General features: G+C 36.1%; 18 protein-coding genes, 13 tRNA genes and 6 pseudogenes. 3 read left to right on the forward strand and 34 right to left on the reverse strand.

Annotated elements, in window-relative coordinates; all coding sequences use genetic code 11:
• Window positions 1-8: 8 nt before the first annotated feature.
• From clpP to PWK10_RS11810, 25 genes and pseudogenes are all read right to left on the reverse strand, one after another.
• Entirely contained in the window at window positions 9-599 is a 591-nt protein-coding gene (gene clpP, locus PWK10_RS11695; RefSeq protein ID WP_008909140.1) for an ATP-dependent Clp endopeptidase proteolytic subunit ClpP, read from the reverse strand.
• A 58-nt stretch (window positions 600-657) separates the two neighbouring features.
• A complete protein-coding gene (gene tig, locus PWK10_RS11700; protein ID WP_274766165.1) occupies window positions 658-1,950 on the reverse strand; it encodes a trigger factor in 1,293 nt (430 codons plus the stop codon).
• A gap of 106 nt (window positions 1,951-2,056) precedes the next feature.
• A complete protein-coding gene (locus PWK10_RS11705) occupies window positions 2,057-2,728 on the reverse strand; it encodes a ComEC/Rec2 family competence protein (protein ID WP_274766166.1) in 672 nt (223 codons plus the stop codon).
• Between the two features lie 243 nt (window positions 2,729-2,971).
• Entirely contained in the window at window positions 2,972-3,565 is a 594-nt protein-coding gene (locus PWK10_RS11710; protein ID WP_274766167.1) for a hypothetical protein, read from the reverse strand.
• An 8-nt stretch (window positions 3,566-3,573) separates the two neighbouring features.
• On the reverse strand, window positions 3,574-3,900 hold the full coding sequence (locus PWK10_RS11715) for a hypothetical protein (protein ID WP_274766168.1): 327 nt from the start codon (window positions 3,898-3,900) through the stop codon (window positions 3,574-3,576).
• Between the two features lie 72 nt (window positions 3,901-3,972).
• Window positions 3,973-4,179, reverse strand: a complete 207-nt coding sequence (locus PWK10_RS11720; RefSeq protein ID WP_274766169.1) for a hypothetical protein — start codon at window positions 4,177-4,179, stop codon at window positions 3,973-3,975.
• Between the two features lie 437 nt (window positions 4,180-4,616).
• Window positions 4,617-4,754 carry a hypothetical protein gene (locus PWK10_RS11725; RefSeq protein WP_274766170.1) on the reverse strand — a complete coding sequence of 46 codons (138 nt, stop codon included), beginning with the start codon at window positions 4,752-4,754 and terminating at the stop codon, window positions 4,617-4,619.
• Between the two features lie 89 nt (window positions 4,755-4,843).
• Window positions 4,844-4,919 (reverse strand) — tRNA-Lys (locus PWK10_RS11730).
• A 10-nt stretch (window positions 4,920-4,929) separates the two neighbouring features.
• Window positions 4,930-5,006: transfer RNA gene (locus PWK10_RS11735), tRNA-Arg, on the reverse strand.
• A 30-nt stretch (window positions 5,007-5,036) separates the two neighbouring features.
• Window positions 5,037-5,112: transfer RNA gene (locus tag PWK10_RS11740), tRNA-Lys, on the reverse strand.
• Between the two features lie 6 nt (window positions 5,113-5,118).
• Window positions 5,119-5,195: transfer RNA gene (locus PWK10_RS11745), tRNA-Arg, on the reverse strand.
• Between the two features lie 5 nt (window positions 5,196-5,200).
• Window positions 5,201-5,274, reverse strand: a tRNA-Gly gene (locus tag PWK10_RS11750).
• Between the two features lie 5 nt (window positions 5,275-5,279).
• A tRNA-Gly gene (locus tag PWK10_RS11755) sits at window positions 5,280-5,355 on the reverse strand.
• 8 nt (window positions 5,356-5,363) lie between these two features.
• A tRNA-Leu gene (locus tag PWK10_RS11760) sits at window positions 5,364-5,447 on the reverse strand.
• Between the two features lie 6 nt (window positions 5,448-5,453).
• Window positions 5,454-5,529 (reverse strand) — tRNA-Lys (locus PWK10_RS11765).
• A 3-nt stretch (window positions 5,530-5,532) separates the two neighbouring features.
• Window positions 5,533-5,609, reverse strand: a tRNA-Gln gene (locus PWK10_RS11770).
• A gap of 7 nt (window positions 5,610-5,616) precedes the next feature.
• Window positions 5,617-5,693, reverse strand: a tRNA-His gene (locus PWK10_RS11775).
• A gap of 5 nt (window positions 5,694-5,698) precedes the next feature.
• Window positions 5,699-5,775 (reverse strand) — tRNA-Arg (locus tag PWK10_RS11780).
• 5 nt (window positions 5,776-5,780) lie between these two features.
• A tRNA-Gly gene (locus PWK10_RS11785) sits at window positions 5,781-5,854 on the reverse strand.
• A 58-nt stretch (window positions 5,855-5,912) separates the two neighbouring features.
• Window positions 5,913-5,988, reverse strand: a tRNA-Pro gene (locus tag PWK10_RS11790).
• Window positions 5,989-6,080: 92 nt separating this feature from the next.
• On the reverse strand, window positions 6,081-6,560 hold the full coding sequence (locus PWK10_RS18775; RefSeq protein ID WP_342455510.1) for a metallophosphoesterase family protein: 480 nt from the start codon (window positions 6,558-6,560) through the stop codon (window positions 6,081-6,083).
• Between the two features lie 10 nt (window positions 6,561-6,570).
• Window positions 6,571-7,175: pseudogene (locus PWK10_RS18780) on the reverse strand (XTP/dITP diphosphatase).
• 36 nt (window positions 7,176-7,211) lie between these two features.
• The gene (gene rph / locus PWK10_RS11800) at window positions 7,212-7,919 is read right to left on the reverse strand and encodes a ribonuclease PH (protein ID WP_274766172.1); all 708 of its coding nucleotides are present in this window, start codon (window positions 7,917-7,919) and stop codon (window positions 7,212-7,214) included.
• 1 nt (window position 7,920) lies between these two features.
• A complete protein-coding gene (locus PWK10_RS11805; RefSeq protein ID WP_008909132.1) occupies window positions 7,921-8,268 on the reverse strand; it encodes an AIR synthase-related protein in 348 nt (115 codons plus the stop codon).
• Entirely contained in the window at window positions 8,238-8,900 is a 663-nt protein-coding gene (locus PWK10_RS11810; RefSeq protein ID WP_274766173.1) for an AIR synthase related protein, read from the reverse strand. Before PWK10_RS11810 ends, PWK10_RS11805 begins: the two co-directional genes overlap by 31 nt.
• A 105-nt stretch (window positions 8,901-9,005) precedes the next feature.
• On the opposite strand from PWK10_RS11810, the gene PWK10_RS11815 reads away from it, so the two are divergent.
• The 3 genes from PWK10_RS11815 to PWK10_RS11825 are packed head-to-tail and all read left to right on the forward strand — an operon-like array spanning window position 9,006 to window position 10,397.
• The gene (locus tag PWK10_RS11815) at window positions 9,006-9,368 is read left to right on the forward strand and encodes a hypothetical protein (protein WP_274766174.1); all 363 of its coding nucleotides are present in this window, start codon (window positions 9,006-9,008) and stop codon (window positions 9,366-9,368) included.
• Window positions 9,334-10,086: a hypothetical protein gene (locus tag PWK10_RS11820; RefSeq protein WP_274766175.1), complete on the forward strand. Its 753-nt coding sequence runs from the start codon at window positions 9,334-9,336 to the stop codon at window positions 10,084-10,086. Before PWK10_RS11815 ends, PWK10_RS11820 begins: the two co-directional genes overlap by 35 nt.
• On the forward strand, window positions 10,041-10,397 hold the full coding sequence (locus PWK10_RS11825) for a hypothetical protein (RefSeq protein ID WP_274766176.1): 357 nt from the start codon (window positions 10,041-10,043) through the stop codon (window positions 10,395-10,397). The genes PWK10_RS11820 and PWK10_RS11825 overlap by 46 nt, the downstream gene beginning before the upstream one ends.
• Before the next feature lie 149 nt (window positions 10,398-10,546).
• Here PWK10_RS11825 and PWK10_RS11830 read toward each other — a convergent pair whose 3' ends face one another.
• The 9 genes and pseudogenes from PWK10_RS11830 to ligA form a co-directional block, all read right to left on the reverse strand.
• The gene (locus tag PWK10_RS11830) at window positions 10,547-12,187 is read right to left on the reverse strand and encodes a peptide ABC transporter substrate-binding protein (RefSeq protein WP_446715251.1); all 1,641 of its coding nucleotides are present in this window, start codon (window positions 12,185-12,187) and stop codon (window positions 10,547-10,549) included.
• Window positions 12,188-12,238: 51 nt separating this feature from the next.
• Window positions 12,239-13,216, reverse strand: a complete 978-nt coding sequence (locus tag PWK10_RS11835) for an ABC transporter ATP-binding protein (protein ID WP_040306437.1) — start codon at window positions 13,214-13,216, stop codon at window positions 12,239-12,241.
• Window positions 13,216-14,225 (reverse strand): annotated as a pseudogene (locus PWK10_RS11840) (ABC transporter ATP-binding protein). The gene PWK10_RS11835 and the pseudogene PWK10_RS11840 overlap by 1 nt, the downstream one beginning before the upstream one ends.
• Before the next feature lie 10 nt (window positions 14,226-14,235).
• A pseudogene (locus PWK10_RS11845) lies at window positions 14,236-15,164 on the reverse strand (ABC transporter permease).
• Window positions 15,165-15,176: 12 nt separating this feature from the next.
• A complete protein-coding gene (locus PWK10_RS11850) occupies window positions 15,177-16,097 on the reverse strand; it encodes an ABC transporter permease (RefSeq protein ID WP_274766178.1) in 921 nt (306 codons plus the stop codon).
• 465 nt (window positions 16,098-16,562) lie between these two features.
• A pseudogene (gatB, locus tag PWK10_RS11855) lies at window positions 16,563-17,998 on the reverse strand (Asp-tRNA(Asn)/Glu-tRNA(Gln) amidotransferase subunit GatB).
• An 11-nt stretch (window positions 17,999-18,009) separates the two neighbouring features.
• Window positions 18,010-19,458, reverse strand: a pseudogene (gene gatA, locus PWK10_RS11860) (Asp-tRNA(Asn)/Glu-tRNA(Gln) amidotransferase subunit GatA).
• Window positions 19,459-19,463: 5 nt separating this feature from the next.
• On the reverse strand, window positions 19,464-19,751 hold the full coding sequence (gatC, locus tag PWK10_RS11865; protein WP_008909121.1) for an Asp-tRNA(Asn)/Glu-tRNA(Gln) amidotransferase subunit GatC: 288 nt from the start codon (window positions 19,749-19,751) through the stop codon (window positions 19,464-19,466).
• Between the two features lie 60 nt (window positions 19,752-19,811).
• Window positions 19,812-21,781 (reverse strand): annotated as a pseudogene (gene ligA / locus PWK10_RS19935) (NAD-dependent DNA ligase LigA).
• Window positions 21,782-21,793: the final 12 nt, after the last annotated feature.

Below are 21,793 nucleotides of genomic sequence, written 5' to 3' on the forward strand. Positions count from 1 at the left end.
CCCCACAATTATTTAGTAATTTTCTTGGTAATAACATCGTCTATAAGACCATATTCCTTTGCTTCAAGTGCTGTCATAAAGTTGTCTCTGTCTGTATCCTTTTCAATTCTTTCTATTGGCTGACCTGTTCTTTCGCTTAAAATTTCATTTAACCTTTTCTTTAACTTTAATATATGCTCCGCATGAATTGCTATATCTGTTGCCTGACCCCTTGCCCCACCAAGTGGTTGATGTATCATTATTTCGCTGTTAGGTAGAGCAAATCTTTTTCCCTTAGCACCAGCAGCTAAAAGAACCGCCGCCATCGAAGCTGCCATACCAACGCATATAGTTGAAACATCCGGCTTTATATATTGCATAGTATCATAAATAGCAAGACCTGCTGATATAACTCCTCCAGGGCTGTTTATATAAAGATATATATCCTTATCTGGATCCTCCGATTCTAAGAATAAAAGCTGTGCAATAACAAGGTTTGCAGTTTGATCGTTTATTTCATCCCCAAGGAAAATAATTCTTTCCTTTAAAAGTCTTGAATAAATATCGTAGGATCTTTCACCCCTTGCGGTTTGTTCAACAACTATTGGAACCAAACTCATAACTATCCCTCCTTTAATTTAAGTTAAAGCAATTGCCAAAAGCAATTGCTTTAACAAATTAACCTATTATTTTGCTTTCACTAACAACAAAGTCTATAACTTTATTGTTCACAATTTCTTCAGCAATTAATGCTCTTTGTGAATCTAAAATAGCCTTCTTCATTCTTTCAATATCCTTAACTCCATAACGCTTTGCAAGTTCTTCTGCTCTACTTTCAATTTCCTCTTCAGTAGCTGTAATATTTTCTGCCTTTGCTATTGCTTCTAATACAAGGCTAGTTTTAACTCTGTTTGTTGCAACTTCCTTAAGATCGTTTCTTAAAGTTTCCATAGTGATTCCCATCATTTCGATGTATTGATCTATATTTAATCCTTGGTATCTTAATCTATAGTCCATATCCTTTACCATATAGTCGATTTCTTGATTTATCATGGCCTCTGGAATTTCAACCTCTGATGCACTAACAACTTTTCCGATAAGCTGATCCTCAAGTTCCATCTTTGCCCTTTTATCATTTTCTTCTTGAATTCTTTTTCTAATATCAGCCTTTAATTCCTCTAATGTTTCAAATTCTGAAACATCCTTTGCAAACTCATCATCAACTACAGGGTATTCCTTTACCTTTATATCCTTTATAGTAACCTTAAATAAAGCTGGCTTGCCCTTTAGATTTTCTGCATGATAATCTTCTGGGAATGTAACATTAACATCTACAGTTTCTCCAACCTTTGCACCTACTAATTGATCTTCAAATCCTGGAATGAATGTTCCTGAACCTATAACAAGCTCGTAATTTTCAGCCTTTCCACCTTCAAATGGTGTGTTGTCTATAAATCCTTCAAAATCTATAACAGCAATATCCCCTTTTTCTATTGTTCCATTTTCCTTGTTTATAATTCTGGCATTTTTTTCCTTTAACATGTTGATTTCAGCTTCAACGTCTTCATCCGTTACTAAGTAGCTTATTTTTGTAGCTTCAAGTCCTTTATATTGACCAAGCTTAACTTCTGGTTTTACTGTAACTCTTGCAGTATAGATAAAATCAACATCCTTACCAATTTGAACTATATCAAGTTCTGGGTAATCAACTGGATGAATATCGTTTTCTTCAACAGCCTTTGGATATGTTTCTTCTACTATGAAGTTAATAGCATCTTCATAGAAAACGCCTTCTCCATAGAATTTTTCAATAATAGCCATTGGAGCCTTTCCCTTTCTGAATCCAGGAACGCTAAATCTTGACACGTTCTTTTCATATGACTTTTTAAGAGCCTCTTTGAAATTTTCAACAGGAACAGTAACTTCAATTTTAACTACATTGTTTTCTATTCTTTCTACTTTTGTGTTCATTGAAAAATCCTCCATTCTATATTCAATTTTAATTTTTTACGCAGCTAAAAACCTTACAAATATGCATTATAATGATAACATACAATATTTTTACATTCAAGTGTAATTATCTATATAATTCTATCTTTTGCCCATCGAGCAAAAATATTATCGTCCCATCAAGATCCGTCCTTAAAATGTTTATATTGTTTTTCTTAAGAAGACTTAAAATTTCCCTATGGGGATGACCATAATCGTTATTTTTACCACAGGAGATAACTGCATAGGAAGGGTTAACTTTATTTAAAAATCTGCTTCCAGTTGAGGATGAACTTCCATGATGTCCAACCTTTAAAATGTCAGCCTTAACGTCAAATTTTTTAATAATCTCATCCTCAGAAGGTTTTTCTGCATCCCCCATGAGCAAAATCTTGTTTTGGTCATAGCTTATCATCAATACTGCACTATAATTATTTAAATCTTCATAATAATTTCTATTAGGGGCTAAAAATTTAAATTCAACTCCATCTAACTGAAAATTTACCCCTGCCTTTGCTGTATTTATTTTAAGACCTTTATCCTCAATAGCTTCCATTAGATTTTCAAAGGATTTAGTATTTGAAGTAACCTTAGGCATATAAACCTTTTTAACATCAAAATTTTTGATAATATAATCCATGTTGCCTATATGATCTTCATGGGGATGGGTTGCAACAACATAGTCTATCCTTCTTATATTATACTCATTTAAAAAGTATTTTAATTTATTTTCTTCATTTTGTGAACCGGAATCTATCATTACATAATTATCACCTGGTGTTTTAATAAGAAGACAGTCTCCCTGACCAACATCAACAGTAAAAAAACTAACTTTCCATTAAAGGTTGATATATCTGGACTTTGAATACTACAGGCATTAATAAGAAATAATGATAGTATCAAAAGAACAAACCAAATAAATTTTTTCATAGGATTCCTCCAAAATTTTTATCAGAATGTATAATAATTATAATTAAGGATAAAATATTAAATGGGTGCATAATTAAATATAATTAAAAAGGCAATCCCTTCTCCTGTTTTGTTCCTGTTCCTGTTTCAGTGCTGCCGCCTCATATTGTTTCCGTGGGGGTTGCCTTTTTATTTTGTCCCTCATACATGCTACATGCCTTAAATTTATCGGTTGTAGTTCCGTGTCTTTTGCAAAGCCCTTCACCGTCAAAAATCTACAGGAAGCACAGTATAAATATTTAATATTATCATAGGGCTTTTCTTGCAACCTATTGAAAAAATTCATAAGATTATCATAATATTTATATGGATTAGAACTAATATTTTTATTGTCATTATCTACTTTAATATTTCCTTTTATCAAAATTGCTTGTTTTAAAAAATTTATTGCATTTACAATATTTTTTCTTCTACTTTCCATAGCCATAATTTCATACGCATTATAGGTGCATCTATCAAAAATGATGATTTCTTCAGTTTCTTTTTCTGCCTCTTTAAACAATTTTAATCTACTATCCAAAATCATATCAGTAGTCCTTTGAAAATTATTATCATCCTTTAAAAGCATGTAAATATGGCTTTTAAGGAGCCAAATCTGCTCGATCCAGGAAACATGATAGACCCCCATCTCGTCTCCTAACAAAATATCTCTAGTCCAATTTTTTCTGCCCTTTCGATGAAGTTCATAGCCCTTTCAAAGGAGCATTCTTCTATAAACTCATGAGCTAAAACATATAGGTTCCAAACAAGTAGATTTCTTTCAATAAGATTAGAGGTATCATCTTTTATTGTATCTACAATTTCCAGTGCCATTATTATTCCTTCATGCCTCAATCCAAAGGTCCTATGAATTCCTGCCATAATCGACGACAATAAAAGATTTGTATAGTTTTTCTTATAATCCTCCAAAAGAGTGCTTGATACAAACTTTTCTATGTCGTCTATTCTGTGGAACTTGAGCATATAATCACCATAAAGATTGCTTAATATAATTATATGTTCGAAATGTTCAATTGATAATGTGTTATGACTTAACTAATTTATAATTATCTTTTTTAAAATATAATAATCATTCCCTACTTTTATTTTTACTCCGTTTTCATCATAACCTATAAACTCAACCAAATTAATATCCTTTATATTAAGATCTGTTATTCTTTTTATCTGCTTTGATTTTAAATCTATATACCAAAGATGAATACTACCGTCCTTTTTAAAATAAGGAAGCTCTGATAAAAACAAAATCCTCTCATCATAAGCGATATATGGCTTTGCCGCCCATATATAATCAGGGTTTGATGCTAATATATCCTTTCTATAAAAATTTTTATTTAGTTTTGATGATCTATAATAATCCCTTGTCAGCTCCTTAACATTACCCTGTGAATCTAAAAAAGAATTTTACCTGCCTTAATATCGTCAAAAACAGCAAACTTTTTATTTTGAGAAATATTATAATTCGTCTCTCCCTTTAAATCCTTGATCTCGACTATTTCACCTTTAACCGTATCTATGTAAAATTCAATTATAGCCCCATCGCTTTTTTATACTTTTCAACTTTTATATTTTTAACTTCCTTTTGAGACTCTTTTACGCTTTCCTTAGTCGTTGGTTCTTGTGTTTTTTTATCTCCAATCTTTTTTCTATCTTCAACTTTTCAAAAAGCAAGATTGAATTTTTTAAAAAGTCCAATTTAATAAATCTATCTCCAAAAAATAAACAACGCTTATTATAATTAAAATTATCAAAGTAATGTTTATTCTTCTTCTTCGCATCATCTTTTCATAATCCTTGCTGAATATGCTGGGCTTTCCCATCCCTTCACCTCCCTTGTTTCTCAATAAGGATTATACACTAATATGTAAAAAAATAAAGGATAAATAAAAAACCACCATTTTGGTGGTTTTGGTGGGCCATCGGGGACTCGAACCCAGGACACCCTGATTAAGAGTCAGGTGCTCTACCAACTGAGCTAATGGCCCGCATTCTAACTGGTGCGCCCAGTAGGACTCGAACCTACGACCTCCAGATTCGAAGTCTGTAACTCTATCCAGCTGAGCTATGGGCGCTCACATATTAACTTATGTAAGCAAAATTAATGGTGGGCCATCGGGGACTCGAACCCAGGACACCCTGATTAAGAGTCAGGTGCTCTACCAACTGAGCTAATGGCCCACATTATGGTGCGCCCTGAGAGATTCGAACTCCCGACACACGGCTTAGAAGGCCGTTGCTCTATCCAACTGAGCTAAGGGCGCTTATCTGGAGCGGGTGATGGGAATCGAACCCACGTAACCGGCTTGGAAGGCCGGTGCTCTACCATTGAGCTACACCCGCATGCCTGGAGCGGGAAACGGGACTCGAACCCGCGACTTTCACCTTGGCAAGGTGACGCTCTACCAACTGAGCTATTCCCGCATAACAAATGGTGCGGGCGGAGGGACTTGAACCCCCACGCACGAGGCGCTAGATCCTAAGTCTAGTGCGTCTGCCAATTCCGCCACGCCCGCATATTTTGGTGAGCCACCGGGGAATCGAACCCCGGACACCAAGATTAAAAGTCTTGTGCTCTGCCGACTGAGCTAGTGGCTCACATGGCTGGGCAGGTAGGACTCGAACCTACGAAATGCGGGAGTCAAAGTCCCGTGCCTTACCGACTTGGCTACTGCCCAACATTTATGGGGTGGATAGTGGGATTCGAACCCACGACCTCCAGAGCCACAATCTGGCGCTCTAACCAACTGAACTATATCCACCACAATGGTGCGCCTTGAGAGATTCGAACTCCCGACACACGGCTTAGAAGGCCGTTGCTCTATCCAACTGAGCTAAAGGCGCTTATCTGGAGCGGGTGATGGGAATCGAACCCACGTAACCGGCTTGGAAGGCCGGTGCTCTACCATTGAGCTACACCCGCGCAATCGACATGTTTAATTATATCATATTTAATCATTTTGTCAAGCACTTTTTAATCTTGGTCGGGGTGACAGGGATTGAACCTGCGACCTCATGGTCCCAAACCACGCGCGCTCCCATCTGCGCCACACCCCGACTTTTCGTCGTCGGCGTCGTCCGCCTGACGACATAATAGAGTATACAACAGAATGTGATATGTGTCAATACATTTTTTAAAATTTTTTTAGTTAATACTCAAATTTGTATGTAAAGGCTTCAAAATCGCCCTTTTCGTCGAATAGGAGTTTAATACACCCTGGACTTTTATCCCTTGGCAATGTTGTGCTTCCTGGATTTATAAAAAGTATATTATTTACCCATTCAATATTTTGAACATGGGTGTGACCATATAGGACTATATTGGCCTCTGCTTCTAATGCTCTAAAATAAAGTCTTTCAAGTCCAAAGTAAACGTTGTATCTATGGCCATGGGTTAACAATATTTTGTTGCCATTTATAGTGATTATCTTTTCCGTTTCCTTATATGACCAGTCATTGTTTCCAGCTACATATACGATTTCAATATTATTATATTTTTCGCTTATCTTTTTGACATCCTCTACACAGTCTCCAAGATGAATCAAAAGATCAATCTCACCCATATTTTTAATTGCCTTATCCAGCATAAAGAGATTTTTATGGGTATCGCTTACAATTCCAACCCTCACTTCCGCTCCCCTATAGCTTATACTTTTCTTCGAATAACTTAACAAAGTTATCAAGCGCCCTTCTTCTATGGCTAATTTTATTTTTTCTTCTGGACTTAGCTGTGCAAATGTCTTGTTAAGTTCCGGATAAATAAATAACGGGTCATATCCAAATCCATTTTCACCTTTCTCCTCAAAGGCTATTTTCCCAAATACTTCCCCTCTTGCTAAAATTTTATCACCATCATCTGTTACAAAGGCAATCACAGTAACAAATCTGGCATCCCTTTTATCGTAAGGAACATCCTTTAAAAGCTCTAATAGTTTTTGATTGTTCTTTTTGTAATTCCCATGTTCTCCGGCAAATCTTGCTGAATATACTCCAGGCGCTCCATTTAAAGCAAACACTTCAAGCCCTGAATCATCAGCGATACAAGGCAATTTTGTTAACTTACAAATTTCTGAAGCCTTTTTAAGGGCATTTTCCTCAAAGGTAGTCCCATCTTCCTCAACCTCTACCTCTATTCCTACCTCCTTTAATGATAAAACTTCTATTCCATATTTATTAAGAATGGTTTTTATCTCATCAACCTTGTGCTTGTTATTGCTGGCTAGTATTATCTTCTGAAACTTCAACACTAATCTCCTCCCCAATTCTATTTGCAGCACTGCCTAACTCTCTTTTTGAATTTCGATAAGTTTTTCTATTCCCATTCCTGCAGCTTCAAGCATCATATTAAGTTCTTTTCTATTAAAGGGTGACTCCTCTCCTGTTCCTTGAATCTCTACAAAATCTCCCTTGTCAGTCATAACAACATTCATATCAACCTTGGCCTTAGAATCCTCCTCATAGCAAAGATCAAGCAAGACTTCTCCGTCAAATATACCAACGCTTACAGCCGCCACATAATTTCTAATCGGATAGACAGCTAATTTTTCAACCTCATCAAGTTTATTAATGGCATCCACAAGGGCAATAAAGGCGCCTGTGATGGATGCTGTCCTAGTTCCACCATCTGCCTGAATAACATCGCAATCTATCCATATAGTTCTTTCTCCGATTTTTGTAAGATCAACCACTGATCTTAATGCCCTTCCTATTAGCCGTTGAATTTCTGCCGTTCTTCCATCTATCTTACCCTTTGCAGCCTCCCTTGGCTTTCTCTCCACAGCCGACCTTGGGAGCATCCCGTATTCACATGTAATCCATCCCTGTCCTGTTCCCTTTAAAAATTGTGGGACCTTATCATCGATGGATGCTGTGCAGATTACTTTAGTATCACCAAATTCAACTAAAACAGACCCTTCTGCGTGTTTTATGTAATTTCTTGTAACCTTAATTGGCCTTAGCTCTAAGTTATCTCGTCCGTCAACTCTCATTTTAATCCTCCTTAAACGCTTTATATATTTCATCAGACGATGGCTCTTTTATTTCTATTTCCTTACCACCATCGTTTAATATAATATCCTTTTCTGTAATTTTTCCAATAATAGATGCATGTATTCCTTTTTCTTTAAATATATTTAAAAGCTCCTCTCCTTTTGAAGTTGAAATTAGCATGGCGCCACTTGAGATTAGCCTATACGGATCTAAACCTAAAGCATTACATATTGATTTTGTTTCTTCAAGCATTGGAATTTTATCCTTATAAACATATACTCCTTTCCCGCTTGATGCTGCGACCTCCCAAATTGCTCCTAATATTCCCCCTTCAGTTGCATCGTGCATTGAATTAACCCCAAATTTGCCTGCAACAAGTCCAACCTCCAAAACGCTGATAGACGGCTGCATTTTTTTACTTTATCTAATATATGCTTATCAACTTTAAATATAAGTTTATCATAAAGCTCATTTGCCAAAATAAATGTTCCTTCAAGCCCTGCATAGCCTGTCATGATAAGATCATCTCCAACCTTTGCACCACCAGTTTTAACTATCTTTTTCCCTTTTCCTATAGCTGTTATGGATAAGATATATCTATTAACAGCGTCGGTTATTTCTGTATGACCACCTAATATATCTATATTTAAACCTTCACAGGTTTTTATTATATCATCCATTATATTTTCAATTTCTTCTATTTTAGCATTGGGCGGTGCTAAAAGCGTTACGGTTATGCCTATTGGCCTTACCCCTGAAGATGCGATGTCGTTGCTGTTTATTATAACGCCAATTTTACCAATATCCTTAGTTGCAGCCGTAATAGGATCCGTCGTCACCACACAGACTTCATCGTCAAATTTAATGGCAGCACAATCCTCACCAATGGATGGCGTTACTATAACATCTTCATTTATTTTTCTTATTTTTCTCAAAATTTTTTCTCTTAAAATTTCGTTTGGTAGCTTTCCTATATCCATAGCCTAACCTCCATTCCAAATATATTATATTATTTTGTAAGAAAAAATTAAATGCCTTTGTAACATAACTTGTCCAATCATCATATTATAATAATAGAACTTTATTTGTCGGTGATTGAGGTGGATAAATTATTAGCCTTTGCTAAGCTGAAATATTATGCTCTAAATAATATTTTATGGACATTATTTTACTCAGGATGTGGAATCCCGTATTTTTTCAGTGAAAAGGAAAGGGAACATATCAACAAAATTTCCAGCGATAAGGACAAGGAACTTTTAGAAAATCTAATGCCTTTGCATTGTATTTATAAGGAAGCAAAGGCAAGCTTTTCAGAGGCGCCTTCTTCAATTGTAAACCCAGGGAAATATATTTGGGATTTTAATTCCTTTAAAAAGAAATTACGTAAGTTCACAAGTTTTTGCAATTACTTCAATGATAAGCCTTTTAAATCAACAACCTACAACTGAAGCAAAGGATTTTATAATAAGACGACAGATTAAAAACTTTATAGACTTTCTTACGGGTTATCTTAGAAACAAAGATGGTCTTTTTGTGGATGCAGAGGATAAAACAAAGTTTATCGGAGACAATTTAAAACTAAAACAAAACTCAAAGGAATTTGACTTTTTAGATCAAGTGTTAGTTTTTGAAGCCTTTATGGCTTACAAAGAAACACTAAAGGAAAACTCAGAAAAGGTGAAGATGTATAAACTAGATGGGGAGAAAATATTTAAGTTCCTCTATGAAAACTTCAATCTTGCCCTAGAGTTAACAACAAGAAATCTTTCCTTAATAATATCATCGCTATATAGAGCTTCAAAATATATAAAAGATGAAGAAGTATTAACATCAATTTGCGAGCTTATTGCCTTAGGTTGTGCAGAAATAGAATCAAGAATAAAAATAACTGGTGAAATTGAAAAATCACCAAATAATTTCCTTCCTGCTTCATTAATTACCCATTTTAGAGCAGCCTCGGCTCTTTTAGAAGGATATTTAATAACAAAAATTGAAAAGTTTAAAATCTCCGCCGAAAGAATATTGAATATGCTGCTTGAAACCTTTAACGAAACTTTGGGTATATTTGCCATTGAAGATGAAGTAAAATACTCCATAAGGGATGCTGCAGAAGTTATAAAATGTCTTTATACCTATTTCTTAATAAAAAGGACGATAAATTATTAGATATAATCGACCTATTTATCAGCAATACTATCGATAAACTCGTTCAGTCAACAGTTGAAAGAAAAGTAAACATCGATGGATTGGATATAGAAATAAACGAAAACATTCCTATATTCAGCGAAGTGAATTTAGCTCCAGTATTTCTAAAGTCAATTAAAATAAGCAACAATTTAATTCCTCTATCTGAAGTATCTAAAAAGGTAGACAATCAATTTTCAATCTATGCAAGCTCAATATTCATTAATTTGCACTATTTGGGAGATACTAATAATGGGAGGGAAGAGGATGACCAACATCAACTGCTCGGCTAATTGCATTTATGAAATGGATGGCAAATGCAGCCTTGATCACATCAGCATAACACAAAACGTTTTAAATCAAGAAACCCAGTGTGCATATTACACGCCTAGAAAAACCCCTCCTGAAAAAATAAACCCGCAAAATAGCGGGTTTATTTTTGTTATTTCTTTTCAATATATCCGTAATCGAAGTAAACGAATCCAAGAGCTGACTTATGAACATCCTTTACATAGTCCTTTATACATACAACATTTGTATAGTAGTAAAGTGGGATAAGTGGCATATCTTCCATAAGGATGTCTTCAGCTTCATGCATAAGTTGCATTCTCTTTGCTTGATCAAATTCCTTCTTTGCAGCTTCGATTCTCTTATCATATTCTGGATTGCTATATCCTATGTTGTTTTGTCCTCCATTTGTTACCCACATGTCAAGGAATGTCATTGGGTCAACATAGTCAGCAAGCCAACCGTGTCTTGCAAAGATATAGTTCTTATCGTTTCTTGTCTTTTGGAATACCTTCCATTCTTGGTTAGCAAGTTCTATATTTATTCCAAGGTTCTTCTTTAGCATATCTTGTATTGCCATTGCAATAGCCTGATGGCCTTGGCTTGTGTTGTAAATTAACGTAAGTTTTGGGAATCCCTTTCCATCTGGATATCCAGCTTCTGCAAGAAGTCTCTTTGCTTCTTCTACATTACCCTCTGCTGGGAAGTAGTCCTTCTTCTTAAAGTCTGTTCCATCAGCATCTGGAATACCATTTGGAACGAAGGATGTTGCTGGTAATTGTCCACCCTTAGTTACATTTTCAACTAATGCCTTTCTATCAATTGCAAGAGCAATTGCCTTTCTTACTCTAACATCCTTTATAGCCTTTGCAGCAGCTGGGTCTATCTTTTCTGCATTTGGTGAAAGGTTAAAGATGTAGAAATAAGTTCCAAGGTTTGATAAAATTTGAGCTTCTCCTGTCTTTACCATGTTTGGAATTTCAGCCTGTGGTGGTGATTCAATGAAATCAAGCTGTCCAGTTCTAAACGCAGCAAGGGCACTTGTTGCTTCTTCAAGCATCTTCATTTCGATTCTTGAGAATTTTACCTTATCTGCATTATACCAGTTTGGATTCTTTTCAAGAACGATAGCATCCTTTTGTCTCCATTCTACAAGCTTGAATGGTCCGTTTGAAATATAAGTTTCTGGTCTTGTTGCCCAACCTTGAGGATCCTTTTCAACTACATCCTTTCTTACAGGCATATATGTTGGGAATGCAGTTAAGGATAAGAAGTATGGTGTTGGTGCTTCAAGTGTAACTTCAAGAGTATAGTCATCAAGCGCCTTAACTCCTAATTGGTCAACAGGCATCTTTCCTTCGTTGATTGCCTGACCGTTCTTTATATAGTATAACTGATAAGCATATTCTGATGCAGTAGCTGGGTCAAGAGCCCTTTGCCATGCATAAATGAAATCTTGGGCCTTAACGGGCTGACCGTCAGTCCATTTTGCATCTTTTCTTAAGTAGAACTTATAAGTTAATCCATCTGCTGATACATCCCATTTTTCAGCAATAGCTGCAACTGGTTTGTCGTTTGCATCAAGTCTTGTTAAACCATCAAAGCAGTTAACAATAACTGTAGCACCGTCAACGGCACTATTTAATTGTGGGTCGATTGTTGCTGGTTCTGCACCTAAGTTATATCTAATTGTTTGACCAGCTCCGCCTCCCCTAGCACAGCCTGAGAATAATGATACTCCTAAGGCTAATACTAAGGCGAGGACGATAAATAATTTTGATTTTTTCATCTTCATTCCTCCCCTTTTTTATGTATATTTATCCGGCACTAAGGCCGGATATTGACATTAATATAAGTGACAAGCAACCATATGTCCTCCACCAACATCCTTAAAAACTGGGTCCTGCTCTGAGCAAATAGGTTTTGCGTATTTACATCTTCCTTTGAATCTGCATCCAGGAGGTGGATCGATTGGTGATGGTATTTCTCCTTCTAGAACTATTCTCTTTTTTGACATAGCCTCATCTGGGTCTGGTATTGGTATTGCAGAAAGTAGTGCCTGTGTATATGGATGAAGCGGTTTTGTATAAAGCTCATTGCTCTCTGCAAGCTCAACCATCTTACCAAGATACATAACCCCAACTCTATTGGAAATATGCTTAACCATTGAAAGGTCGTGGGCTATAAATAGGTAAGTTAATCCAAAATCTCTTTGTAGGTCCTCAAGCATATTTACAACCTGAGCTTGAATTGAAACGTCAAGGGCTGATATAGGCTCGTCACATATTATAAACTCAGGTTGAACTGCAAGGGCTCTTGCAATACCAATTCTCTGTCTTTGACCACCTGAGAACTCATGTGGGTATCTGTTTGCATGTTCGCTGTTTAATCCAACGACGTTTAAAAGATAATGAATTCTTTCCATTCTTTCTTTACCAGTCATGAGCTTATGGATGTCTATTGCTTCGCCTATTATGTCAGCAACCGTCATTCTTGGGTTTAATGATGCATATGGGTCTTGGAATATCATCTGCATCTTCTTTCTATAAGGAAGCATTTGATTTGGAGTAAACTTTGCAATATCTACCCCATCATATATTATTTCACCGGAAGTTGGTTCGTATAATTTTATTATTGTTCTTCCTGTTGTTGTTTTCCCGCATCCAGACTCTCCAACAAGACCTAATGTTTCTCCCTTCATGATTTCGAAGGAAACATCATCCACTGCCTTAACATAGCTTACTTGTCTTCCAAAGAGTCCCTTCTTTATAGGGAAATACATTTTAAGATTTTTTATGCTAATAAGTGCCTTTTTATTTTCCATCATTCATGCCTCCTTCCAACTGGTGCTTCAACTTTTGGCGCATCAGGATGGTTTAGCCAGCATGCTGCCTTGTGATTTTCTCCAACTTCAAAGAGTGGAGGCATATGAGTCATACATACCCTCATGGCATACTCACATCTTGGAGCAAATGGACATCCTGCTGGTGGTTTTAAAAGGTCTGGTGGCTGTCCATCGATTGGCTTTAGCCTTTCCTTTACAAGGGTCTTTGGATTTGGAACGCTCCTTAAAAGTCCCCAAGTATATGGATGCTTTGGATTATAGAATATATCTGAAGTTTTTCCTGTTTCCACTATAAGGCCACCATACATAACATTTATTCTATTACATACGTCAGCAACAACTCCAAGGTCGTGGGTTATTAGAATTATTGAAGTATTGATCTTTGGCTTTAAATCCTTCATAAGCTCTAAAATCTGAGCTTGGATAGTAACGTCAAGGGCTGTTGTTGGCTCGTCGGCAATTAGAAGCTTTGGCTCATTTATAAGGGCCATTGCTATCATAACTCTTTGTCTCATACCGCCTGAAAATTCATGAGGATACTGCTTAATTCTCTTTTCTGGGCTAGGAATTCCTACTAGCCTTAACATCTCAACTGCCCTTTTGTATGCCTCTTCCTTAGGCATCTTCTTATGCTTTAAAAGAGGCTCTGTTAGCTGATCGCCAACTGTTAATACTGGGTTTAAAGAAGTCATAGGATCTTGGAAAATCATTCCTATTTCATTACCTCTAATTTTTGCATTTCGTTTTCTGAAAGGCTAGCAAGGTCTCTACCATCAAACCAGATTTCTCCATCAACTATTTTCCCATTGTCAGCTAAAAGTCTCATAACTGACATCATCGTTATGCTTTTACCACTACCTGACTCTCCAACTATACCAAGGGCTTCTCCTTTATCGAGGTGAAAGGATACGCCTCTTACTGCCTTTACTTCTCCAACATGTGTAAAGAATGATGTTTTTAAGTTCTTTATATCTAATAATCTTTCCATAGTGTCCCTCCTACTTACGCATCTTTGGATCTAGCGCATCTCTTAATCCATCTCCAAGGAAGTTAAATGCAAGTATCGTCAATGATATTGCAAGGGCTGGGAATAACATCTGATATGGATATATATACAATGTTTCCATTGCTTCAGATGCTAAAACTCCCCAAGAAGCCATCGGAGCTGAAACTCCAAGTCCTATAAAGCTCAAGAATGCTTCTGTAAATATCGCTGATGGAACCGATAATGTAAGTGTTACTATAATTGGTCCCATACTGTTTGGAATAAGGTGTCTTAATATAATCCTCATGTGTGGTGCACCTAAAGTCTTTGCAGCAAGAACAAATTCCTGTTGCTTTAATGAAAGAACCTGAGCTCTAACTATTCTTGCCATTGATAGCCAATATGCAATCGCTAAGGCGAAAATTATACTCTTTAATCCTGCACCTATAACAACCATTATAAGAATTACGTAAAGAAGCATTGGTATCGCATAAAGTGTGTCAACAATTCTCATCATTATATTGTCAACTCTACCGCCAAAGTAGCCCGAAATACCACCGTATAAAATACCAATTGTAAGGTTTAATATACTTGCAGCGTAACCAACTACAAGTGAAATTCTGGCACGTATAAAATTCTTGTGAATATATCTCTTCCAAATGGGTCAGTTCCAAACCAGTGGGCTGAACTTGGGCCTTGGTTTGCAATTGAAAAGTCCTGTGAATAATAGTTATATGGTGATAAATATGGTCCTACTATTGCAACCAAAGTTATAAATATTACGAAGAAAAGTCCCCCCATAGCAAGCTTATTCTTCTTTAATCTTCTCCAAACGTCCTGCCAATAGGTTTCGCTTGGCCTTACAATTTCATTGATATTTCTTTCTTCCTTTGGAACCTTTTCAAACATATCCTTTGTTAACTGAAGGTTTGTATATTCCATATCGTCTCCTCCTTACGCTTCTAGCTTAATTCTTGGGTCTATTACTGCATATAATAAGTCAACTATAAAGTTAAATGCTATAAGCAAGAAGCTGTCGAATACTGTAAGACCCATTATCATAGAATAATCTCTGTTGTATATTCCTGTAACGAACTCTCTACCAAGACCTGGTATACCAAATACCTTTTCTATAACGAAACTTCCTGTTAAAATACCTGCCATTAAAGGTCCTAAATAAGTAACTATTGGAATAAGTGCGTTTCTTAATGCATGCTTGTAAATAACGACATTTCTTGATAATCCCTTTGCCTTTGCTGTTCTTATATAGTCCTGTCTTATAACATCAAGAAGGCTTGACCTAGTTAATCTCGCTATAAATGATAATGAGTATCCGCCAAGAGCTAAAACTGGCATTACATAGTTTGCTGGTCCTTCAAAGCCTACAGCTGGAAGAATTTGAAGCTTAACAGCAAAAACTAAAATTAAAAATGTTGCCATAACAAAGCTTGGAACAGTAACTCCTAATGTTGCAATAACCATAACAAGCTGATCCTGCCATTTTCCTTGATTTAGAGCTGCTGTAACTCCAAGATAAGTTCCAAATATGAGTGAAACAATAACAGTTACAAGTCCAAGTTTAGCTGATGTTGGGAAGGAATAAGCAATAATATCATTTACTGTTCTTCCTTCATACTTTAATGATGGTCCAAGATCTCCCTTTAAAAGATTTTTCATATACATCATATATTGCTCAGAAATAGGCTTGTTTAGCCCAAACTTTTCCTCAAGATTTGCCTTAATCTGAGGTGGAAGCGGCTTTTCGCTATCAAATGGACCTCCAGGGATAGCATGCATTAAGAAAAATGTTGCTGTTGCTATTACCCAAAGAGTTACAATACTGGCCACGAGTCTTTTGATGATGTAATTTAGCATACGATCTCTCCCCTCTTTTTTGCGTTTGTTAACTTTATTTTAATTTGTTTTAAATTTTTTAACAAATTGAAAAAATTTAATTTTCGTTAAATTTTTAATATATTTCTCTCGATTTTTCGTTATTTATTGGATTTTCGAATACATTCTGATATTGCCTTCAGTTTTTTAAAAAATTTAAAAATAATTTAAACTACGAAATAAATTATAATTCAAATAAAATTTTAATTCAAGATAAAATTTTTGAATTAAAATATGTGTTATTGTTTCATGAAAAGAATTTTTATGCAAGTATCTACTAATAAACTAATGTTTTTATTTATATTTATAAATTGTTATTTATAAAACAAATTTAAAATTCTTTTTCATAATATTTTTTATATTGAATAATATTTTTTATTAATTTTAATAATTTTTTGAATAGTTTTTATTTTGAAGGTATTTATCCAAAAATAAAACGCATGCTAGTTAGCATGCGTTATCTTTTAAAAGCTCTTCTTCTACTAATTTATTAACCATCTGAGGATTTGCCTTACCTTTTGAGGCCTTCATAACTTGACCTACTATAAATCCAACCGCCTTTGTCTTTCCGTTTTTAAAATCTGTCACAGATTGTGGATTTTCGTCGAGAACTTTATTAACTATTTCCCTTATTGCAGCTTCATCTGTAATTTGAACAAGTCCTTTTTCTTCGACAATTTTTTCAGGATCCTTTCCTGTTTCAAACATATCTACAAATACCTTTTTGCAATTGTATTTGATATTGTTCCCTTTTCAACTAGGGAAATCAATTTTACAAGGTCCTTTGCAGTAAATTTTACATCCCTAATTTCCATTTCCCTGTCGTTAAGTATTCTTAAAACTTCACCCATAATCCAGTTGCTTATTGTCTTTGGATTTCCTCCGATATTTACAGCTTCTTCAAAGAAGGCTGCAAGTTCCTTTGAAGTTGTAATTATATTTGCATCATATTCTGGAAGGCCAAATTCTTCGATATATCTTCTTTTCTTTTCATCTGGAAGCTCTGGCATAGTTCTTTTAATATCTTCAATCCATTCATCATCAAGCTTTAAATAAACCATATCAGGTTCAGGGAAATATCTATAATCATGAGCCTCTTCTTTGCTTCTCATAACTATAGTCTGACCCTTTGCCTCATCCCATCTTCTAGTTTCCTGAACTATTCTTTCTCCCTTTTTAATTGCATTTATCTGTCTTTCAATTTCATACTCAAGGGCCTTTTCAAGGGCTTTAAAGGAGTTCATGTTCTTTATCTCTGTTTTTACTCCAAACTCGGTTGAACCCTTTGGCCTTACTGAGACGTTGGCATCACACCTTAATGAACCTTCCTGCATCTTGCAGTCGGAAACTTCTGTGTATAAAAGGATTGATCTTAACTTTTCAAAGAACATCCTTGCCTCTTTTGGACTTCTCATATCCGGCTTTGTAACTATCTCAATTAATGGCACACCGGATCTATTAAAATCTATAAGTGAATTTTCCCCCTCATGAAGGGCCTTTCCTGCGTCCTCTTCAATATGTATTCTTTGAATTCCAATCCTTTTTACTCCTTCATCGGTTTCAATTTCAATATATCCTTCACTGCAGAGGGGAGTTTCATGCTGAGTAATCTGATAATTCTTTGGTGCATCCGGATAAAAATAGTTTTTTCTTGCCATATATGTATCCTTATTTATTTTACAGTTTAATGCAAGACCTGCCTTTATAGCAAAGTCTACAACTGATTTATTTAAAACCGGTAATGCTCCAGGAAGTCCAAGGCAAACAGGACAGCAATGGGTATTTGCCTCTCCACCGAATTCAGTAGTGCAGGAGCAGAATATCTTTGATTTTGTTGAAAGCTCTGCATGTATCTCAAGACCGATAACTGCTTCAAAATCCATATTAGCACCTCCTATAGATTAGGCCTTAAGTTAAGGGATAGAGCCTTTTCAATTCCATGAGCAAGGCTTATAATCTCCCCTTCTTTAAAGTAATTTCCTATAATCTGAAGCCCTACAGGTAAGTTGTCTGATAAACCTGCCGGGATGGACACTGCAGGAAGTCCTGCAATATTAACAGGAACTGTGCAGATATCTGATAAATACATCTTTAGTGGATCATCAGCCTTTTCTCCAAATTTGAAGGCAACCGATGGTGATGTTGGAGATATTATTAAATTAACATCCTCAAAGGCCTTCTTAAATTCATTGATTATTAAAGTTTTAACCTTTAGAGCTTTTTGTAATATGCATCATAATATCCGGATGATAGTGCATAGGTTCCTAGCATAATTCTTCTTTTAACTTCGCTTCCAAAGCCTTGGCTTCTTGATTTAACATAAAGGTCAACGACATCCTCAAAGTCCTTTGCCCTAACTCCATATCTTATGCCGTCAAATCTTGCAAGATTTGAACTAGCCTCTGAACTTGAAAGAATATAGTAAACCGCAAGGGCATATTGGGACATTGGAAGATTTATTTCCTTTATTTCAGCACCTAAATCCTTTAAAAGGGCAATGGCCTTTTCTATTTCCTTTTAACTCCATCATCTATGCCTTCTCCAAAGTATTCCTTTGGAAGACCAACCTTAACTCCCTTAAGGGATTTATTCAAATATGTAGTAAAATCCTCTACCTTAACATCTGCTGAGGTTGAATCCCTGTTATCCTTTCCACATATTGCATTTAAGACTAAAGCAGCATCCTCCACATCCCTTGTAAAGGTCCTATCTGATCTAGGGATGATGCAAAGGCAACAAGTCCATATCTTGAAACCCTTCCGTAGGTAGGCTTAAATCCAACAACACCACAAAGTGACGCCGGCTGCCTTATTGAACCTCCTGTATCAGAACCTAAAGTATAATATGCCTCGCCTGCTGCAACTGCTGCTGCAGAACCACCTGAGGATCCCCCTGGCACCCTTTCTAAATCGTATGGATTTCTTGTCTTTTTAAAGGCAGAATTTTCTGTTGATGAGCCCATTGCAAACTCATCCATATTAAGTCTTCCAACGATTACTGCCCCATTATCCTTTAGCCTTTCTACAACAGTTGCATCGTATGGTGAGACGAAGTTTTCCAGTATCTTTGATGCACAGGTTGTTTTTCTGCCCTTCATGCAGATGTTATCCTTAATAGCCATTGGAATTCCTGCAAGGTCCTTTACATCTTCCCCTTGTGCTATTTTTTTATCAATTTCCTTTGCGGCCTCTATTGCATCTTCAAAAACTTCTAAGTATGCGTTAACCTTATTATCAACCTCATTTATTCTTTCTAATGTTTTTCTTGTAACCTCTTCTGCTGTAACTTCCCTTTTTCTTAAAAGATCCCTAACCTCATGTGCTGACAAGTAATGCATCCTTATCCCTCCTAATCAACAACTTTAGGAACCCTAAAGTATCCATTTTCTTTATCTGGAGCATTTAAAAGAACCTCATCAAGGCTCAAGGATGGCTTAACCTCGTCCTCCCTTAAGGCGTTAAACATAGGATATGATGATATGCTTATTTCAACGTTTTCTGTATCAATTTCATTAAGCTTTTCAACAAACTGCAAAATCTTATTAAAATCCCCTACGAACTTTTCCTTTTCCTCTTCGCTAAACTCAAGCCTTGCAAGTTTAGCAACATAGTCAACTTGACTTTTATCTACTGCCATAATAACCTTCCTTTCCCTTTAAGTTTATCTTTATTCATTATAGCAGAATATAGAATTTTTCTAAATATTTTCAGCCTCCTTTATCATTTCTAAAAATTCTGCCTCGTTTACAATCTTTATATTAAGTTCCTGTGCCTTTTTAAGTTTGCTTCCAGGGCTTTCACCAACTAAAACAAAGCTTGTTTTTTAGAAACGCTTCCCGAAACCTTTCCACCTAACCTTTCAATTAATGATTCTACTTCATCCCTTGTAAATTTTTCTAAAGTTCCAGTAACAACTATCGTTTTGCCTTCAAATATTTGAGGTGCTGCAGAACCTTCTTTTAGTGTAGCCATATTTACTCCTGCAAGTTTGAATTTTTCAATAAGCTCAAGGTTATGCTCCTCCTTGAAAAATTCAAAAATGCTTCTTGCAATTTTTTCTCCTATTTCTTCAACCTGCATTAAATCCTCAATGCCCGCCTTTATTATATTATCAAGGGTTTTAAAATGCTTTGTTAAATTTTTAGCAGATTTTAAACCTACATATCTTATTCCAAGTCCAAATAGGAATCTTTCTAAATCATTTTCTTTGCTTTTTGAATGGCTTGAATTAGCTTTGCAGCAGACTTTTTCCCAAACCTTGGAAGATTTACAAGGTCCTCCTCCTTTAAAAAGTAAAGGTCAGCAGCATCCTTAATAAGGTTATTATCTAAAAGTAGATTTACAACCTGTGGACCTAATCCTTCTATATTCATGGCATCCCTTGACGCAAAGTGAACTATGCTTCTTTTTATCTGGGCAGGGCAGGACATATTGGTGCATCTTAAAACTGCCTCTCCTTCCTCCCTTACAGCCAAACCGCCGCATACAGGGCAATTCTTTGGCATTTCAAAGGCAACTTCGCTTCCATCCCTTTCTTCAAAAACAACCTCGACAACTTCAGGGATTATTTCCCCTGCCTTTTGGATAATTACTGTATCTCCGATTTTTATATCCTTTTCCCTAATATAGTCTTCGTTATGTAAAGTTGCCCTTGAAACCGTCGTCCCTGCAATTCTAACCGGCTCTAAAATTGCAGTTGGAGTTATAGCCCCGGTCCTTCCAACCTGAAGGATAATATCCTTTAACTTTGTTTTTTCTTTTCCGCTGGATATTTATAGGCAACTGCCCATCTCGGGGTTTTTGCCGTTTGGCCTAATATGTCCCTTTTATCAAGCTCATTAACCTTTACTACAACCCCATCTATATCGTAGGGCAGATCTCCCCTTGTCTCTCCTAATTGTTGAATTTTTTCTATAACTTCATCTATATCTTTGCACACATATCTTACTGGGCTTACCTTAAACCCAAGCTCCTTTAGATATTCAAGTCCGTCCTTGTGCTTTTCAATTTTAGGTCCTGAATATCTTTGGATGTTGAATATAAATATGTCAAGTTTTCTCTCTGCTGTAATTTTGGGATCAAGCTGCCTTATGGAGCCTGCTGCTGCATTTCTCGGATTTGCAAATAGGGGCAGCTCTAATATTTCACGCTCTTCATTTAGCCTTTCAAATTCTTTTTAGGCATATAAACTTCACCACGAACCTCTAAAAGGTTCTTATCCTTGATCCTTAGAGGGAGAGATTTTATGGTTTTTACGTTTTGAGTAACATCCTCTCCTATATTTCCATCTCCCCTTGTTGCTGCCCTTACAAGCTCTCCATTTTCATAAAGAATTGAAACGGAAAGTCCATCTATCTTTAATTCCACCACATATTCAACCTCACCAACTGTCGATACTACCCTATTGTGCCAATCCTTTAACTCTTCAAAGGAAAAACATCCTGCAAAGAGAGCATTGGGACAGCATGCTGAACCTGTTGGAATTCTTTAAGGGGTTTTCCCCAACCCTTTCGGTGGGGAGTTTGGTGATTTAAACTCAGGGTATTCCTCCTCAAGCTTTTTAAGTTCCCTCATCAGCATATCGTATTCATAGTCGCTTATTTCAGGATTATCCTCAACATAGTATTTATGGTTGTGATATTCTATAATCTCCCTAAGCTCTTCTATCCTCTTTTTATA

It is taken from the genome of Caloramator sp. Dgby_cultured_2 (genome assembly GCF_028872215.1).
Classification (GTDB): domain Bacteria; phylum Bacillota; class Clostridia; order Clostridiales; family Caloramatoraceae; genus Caloramator; species Caloramator australicus.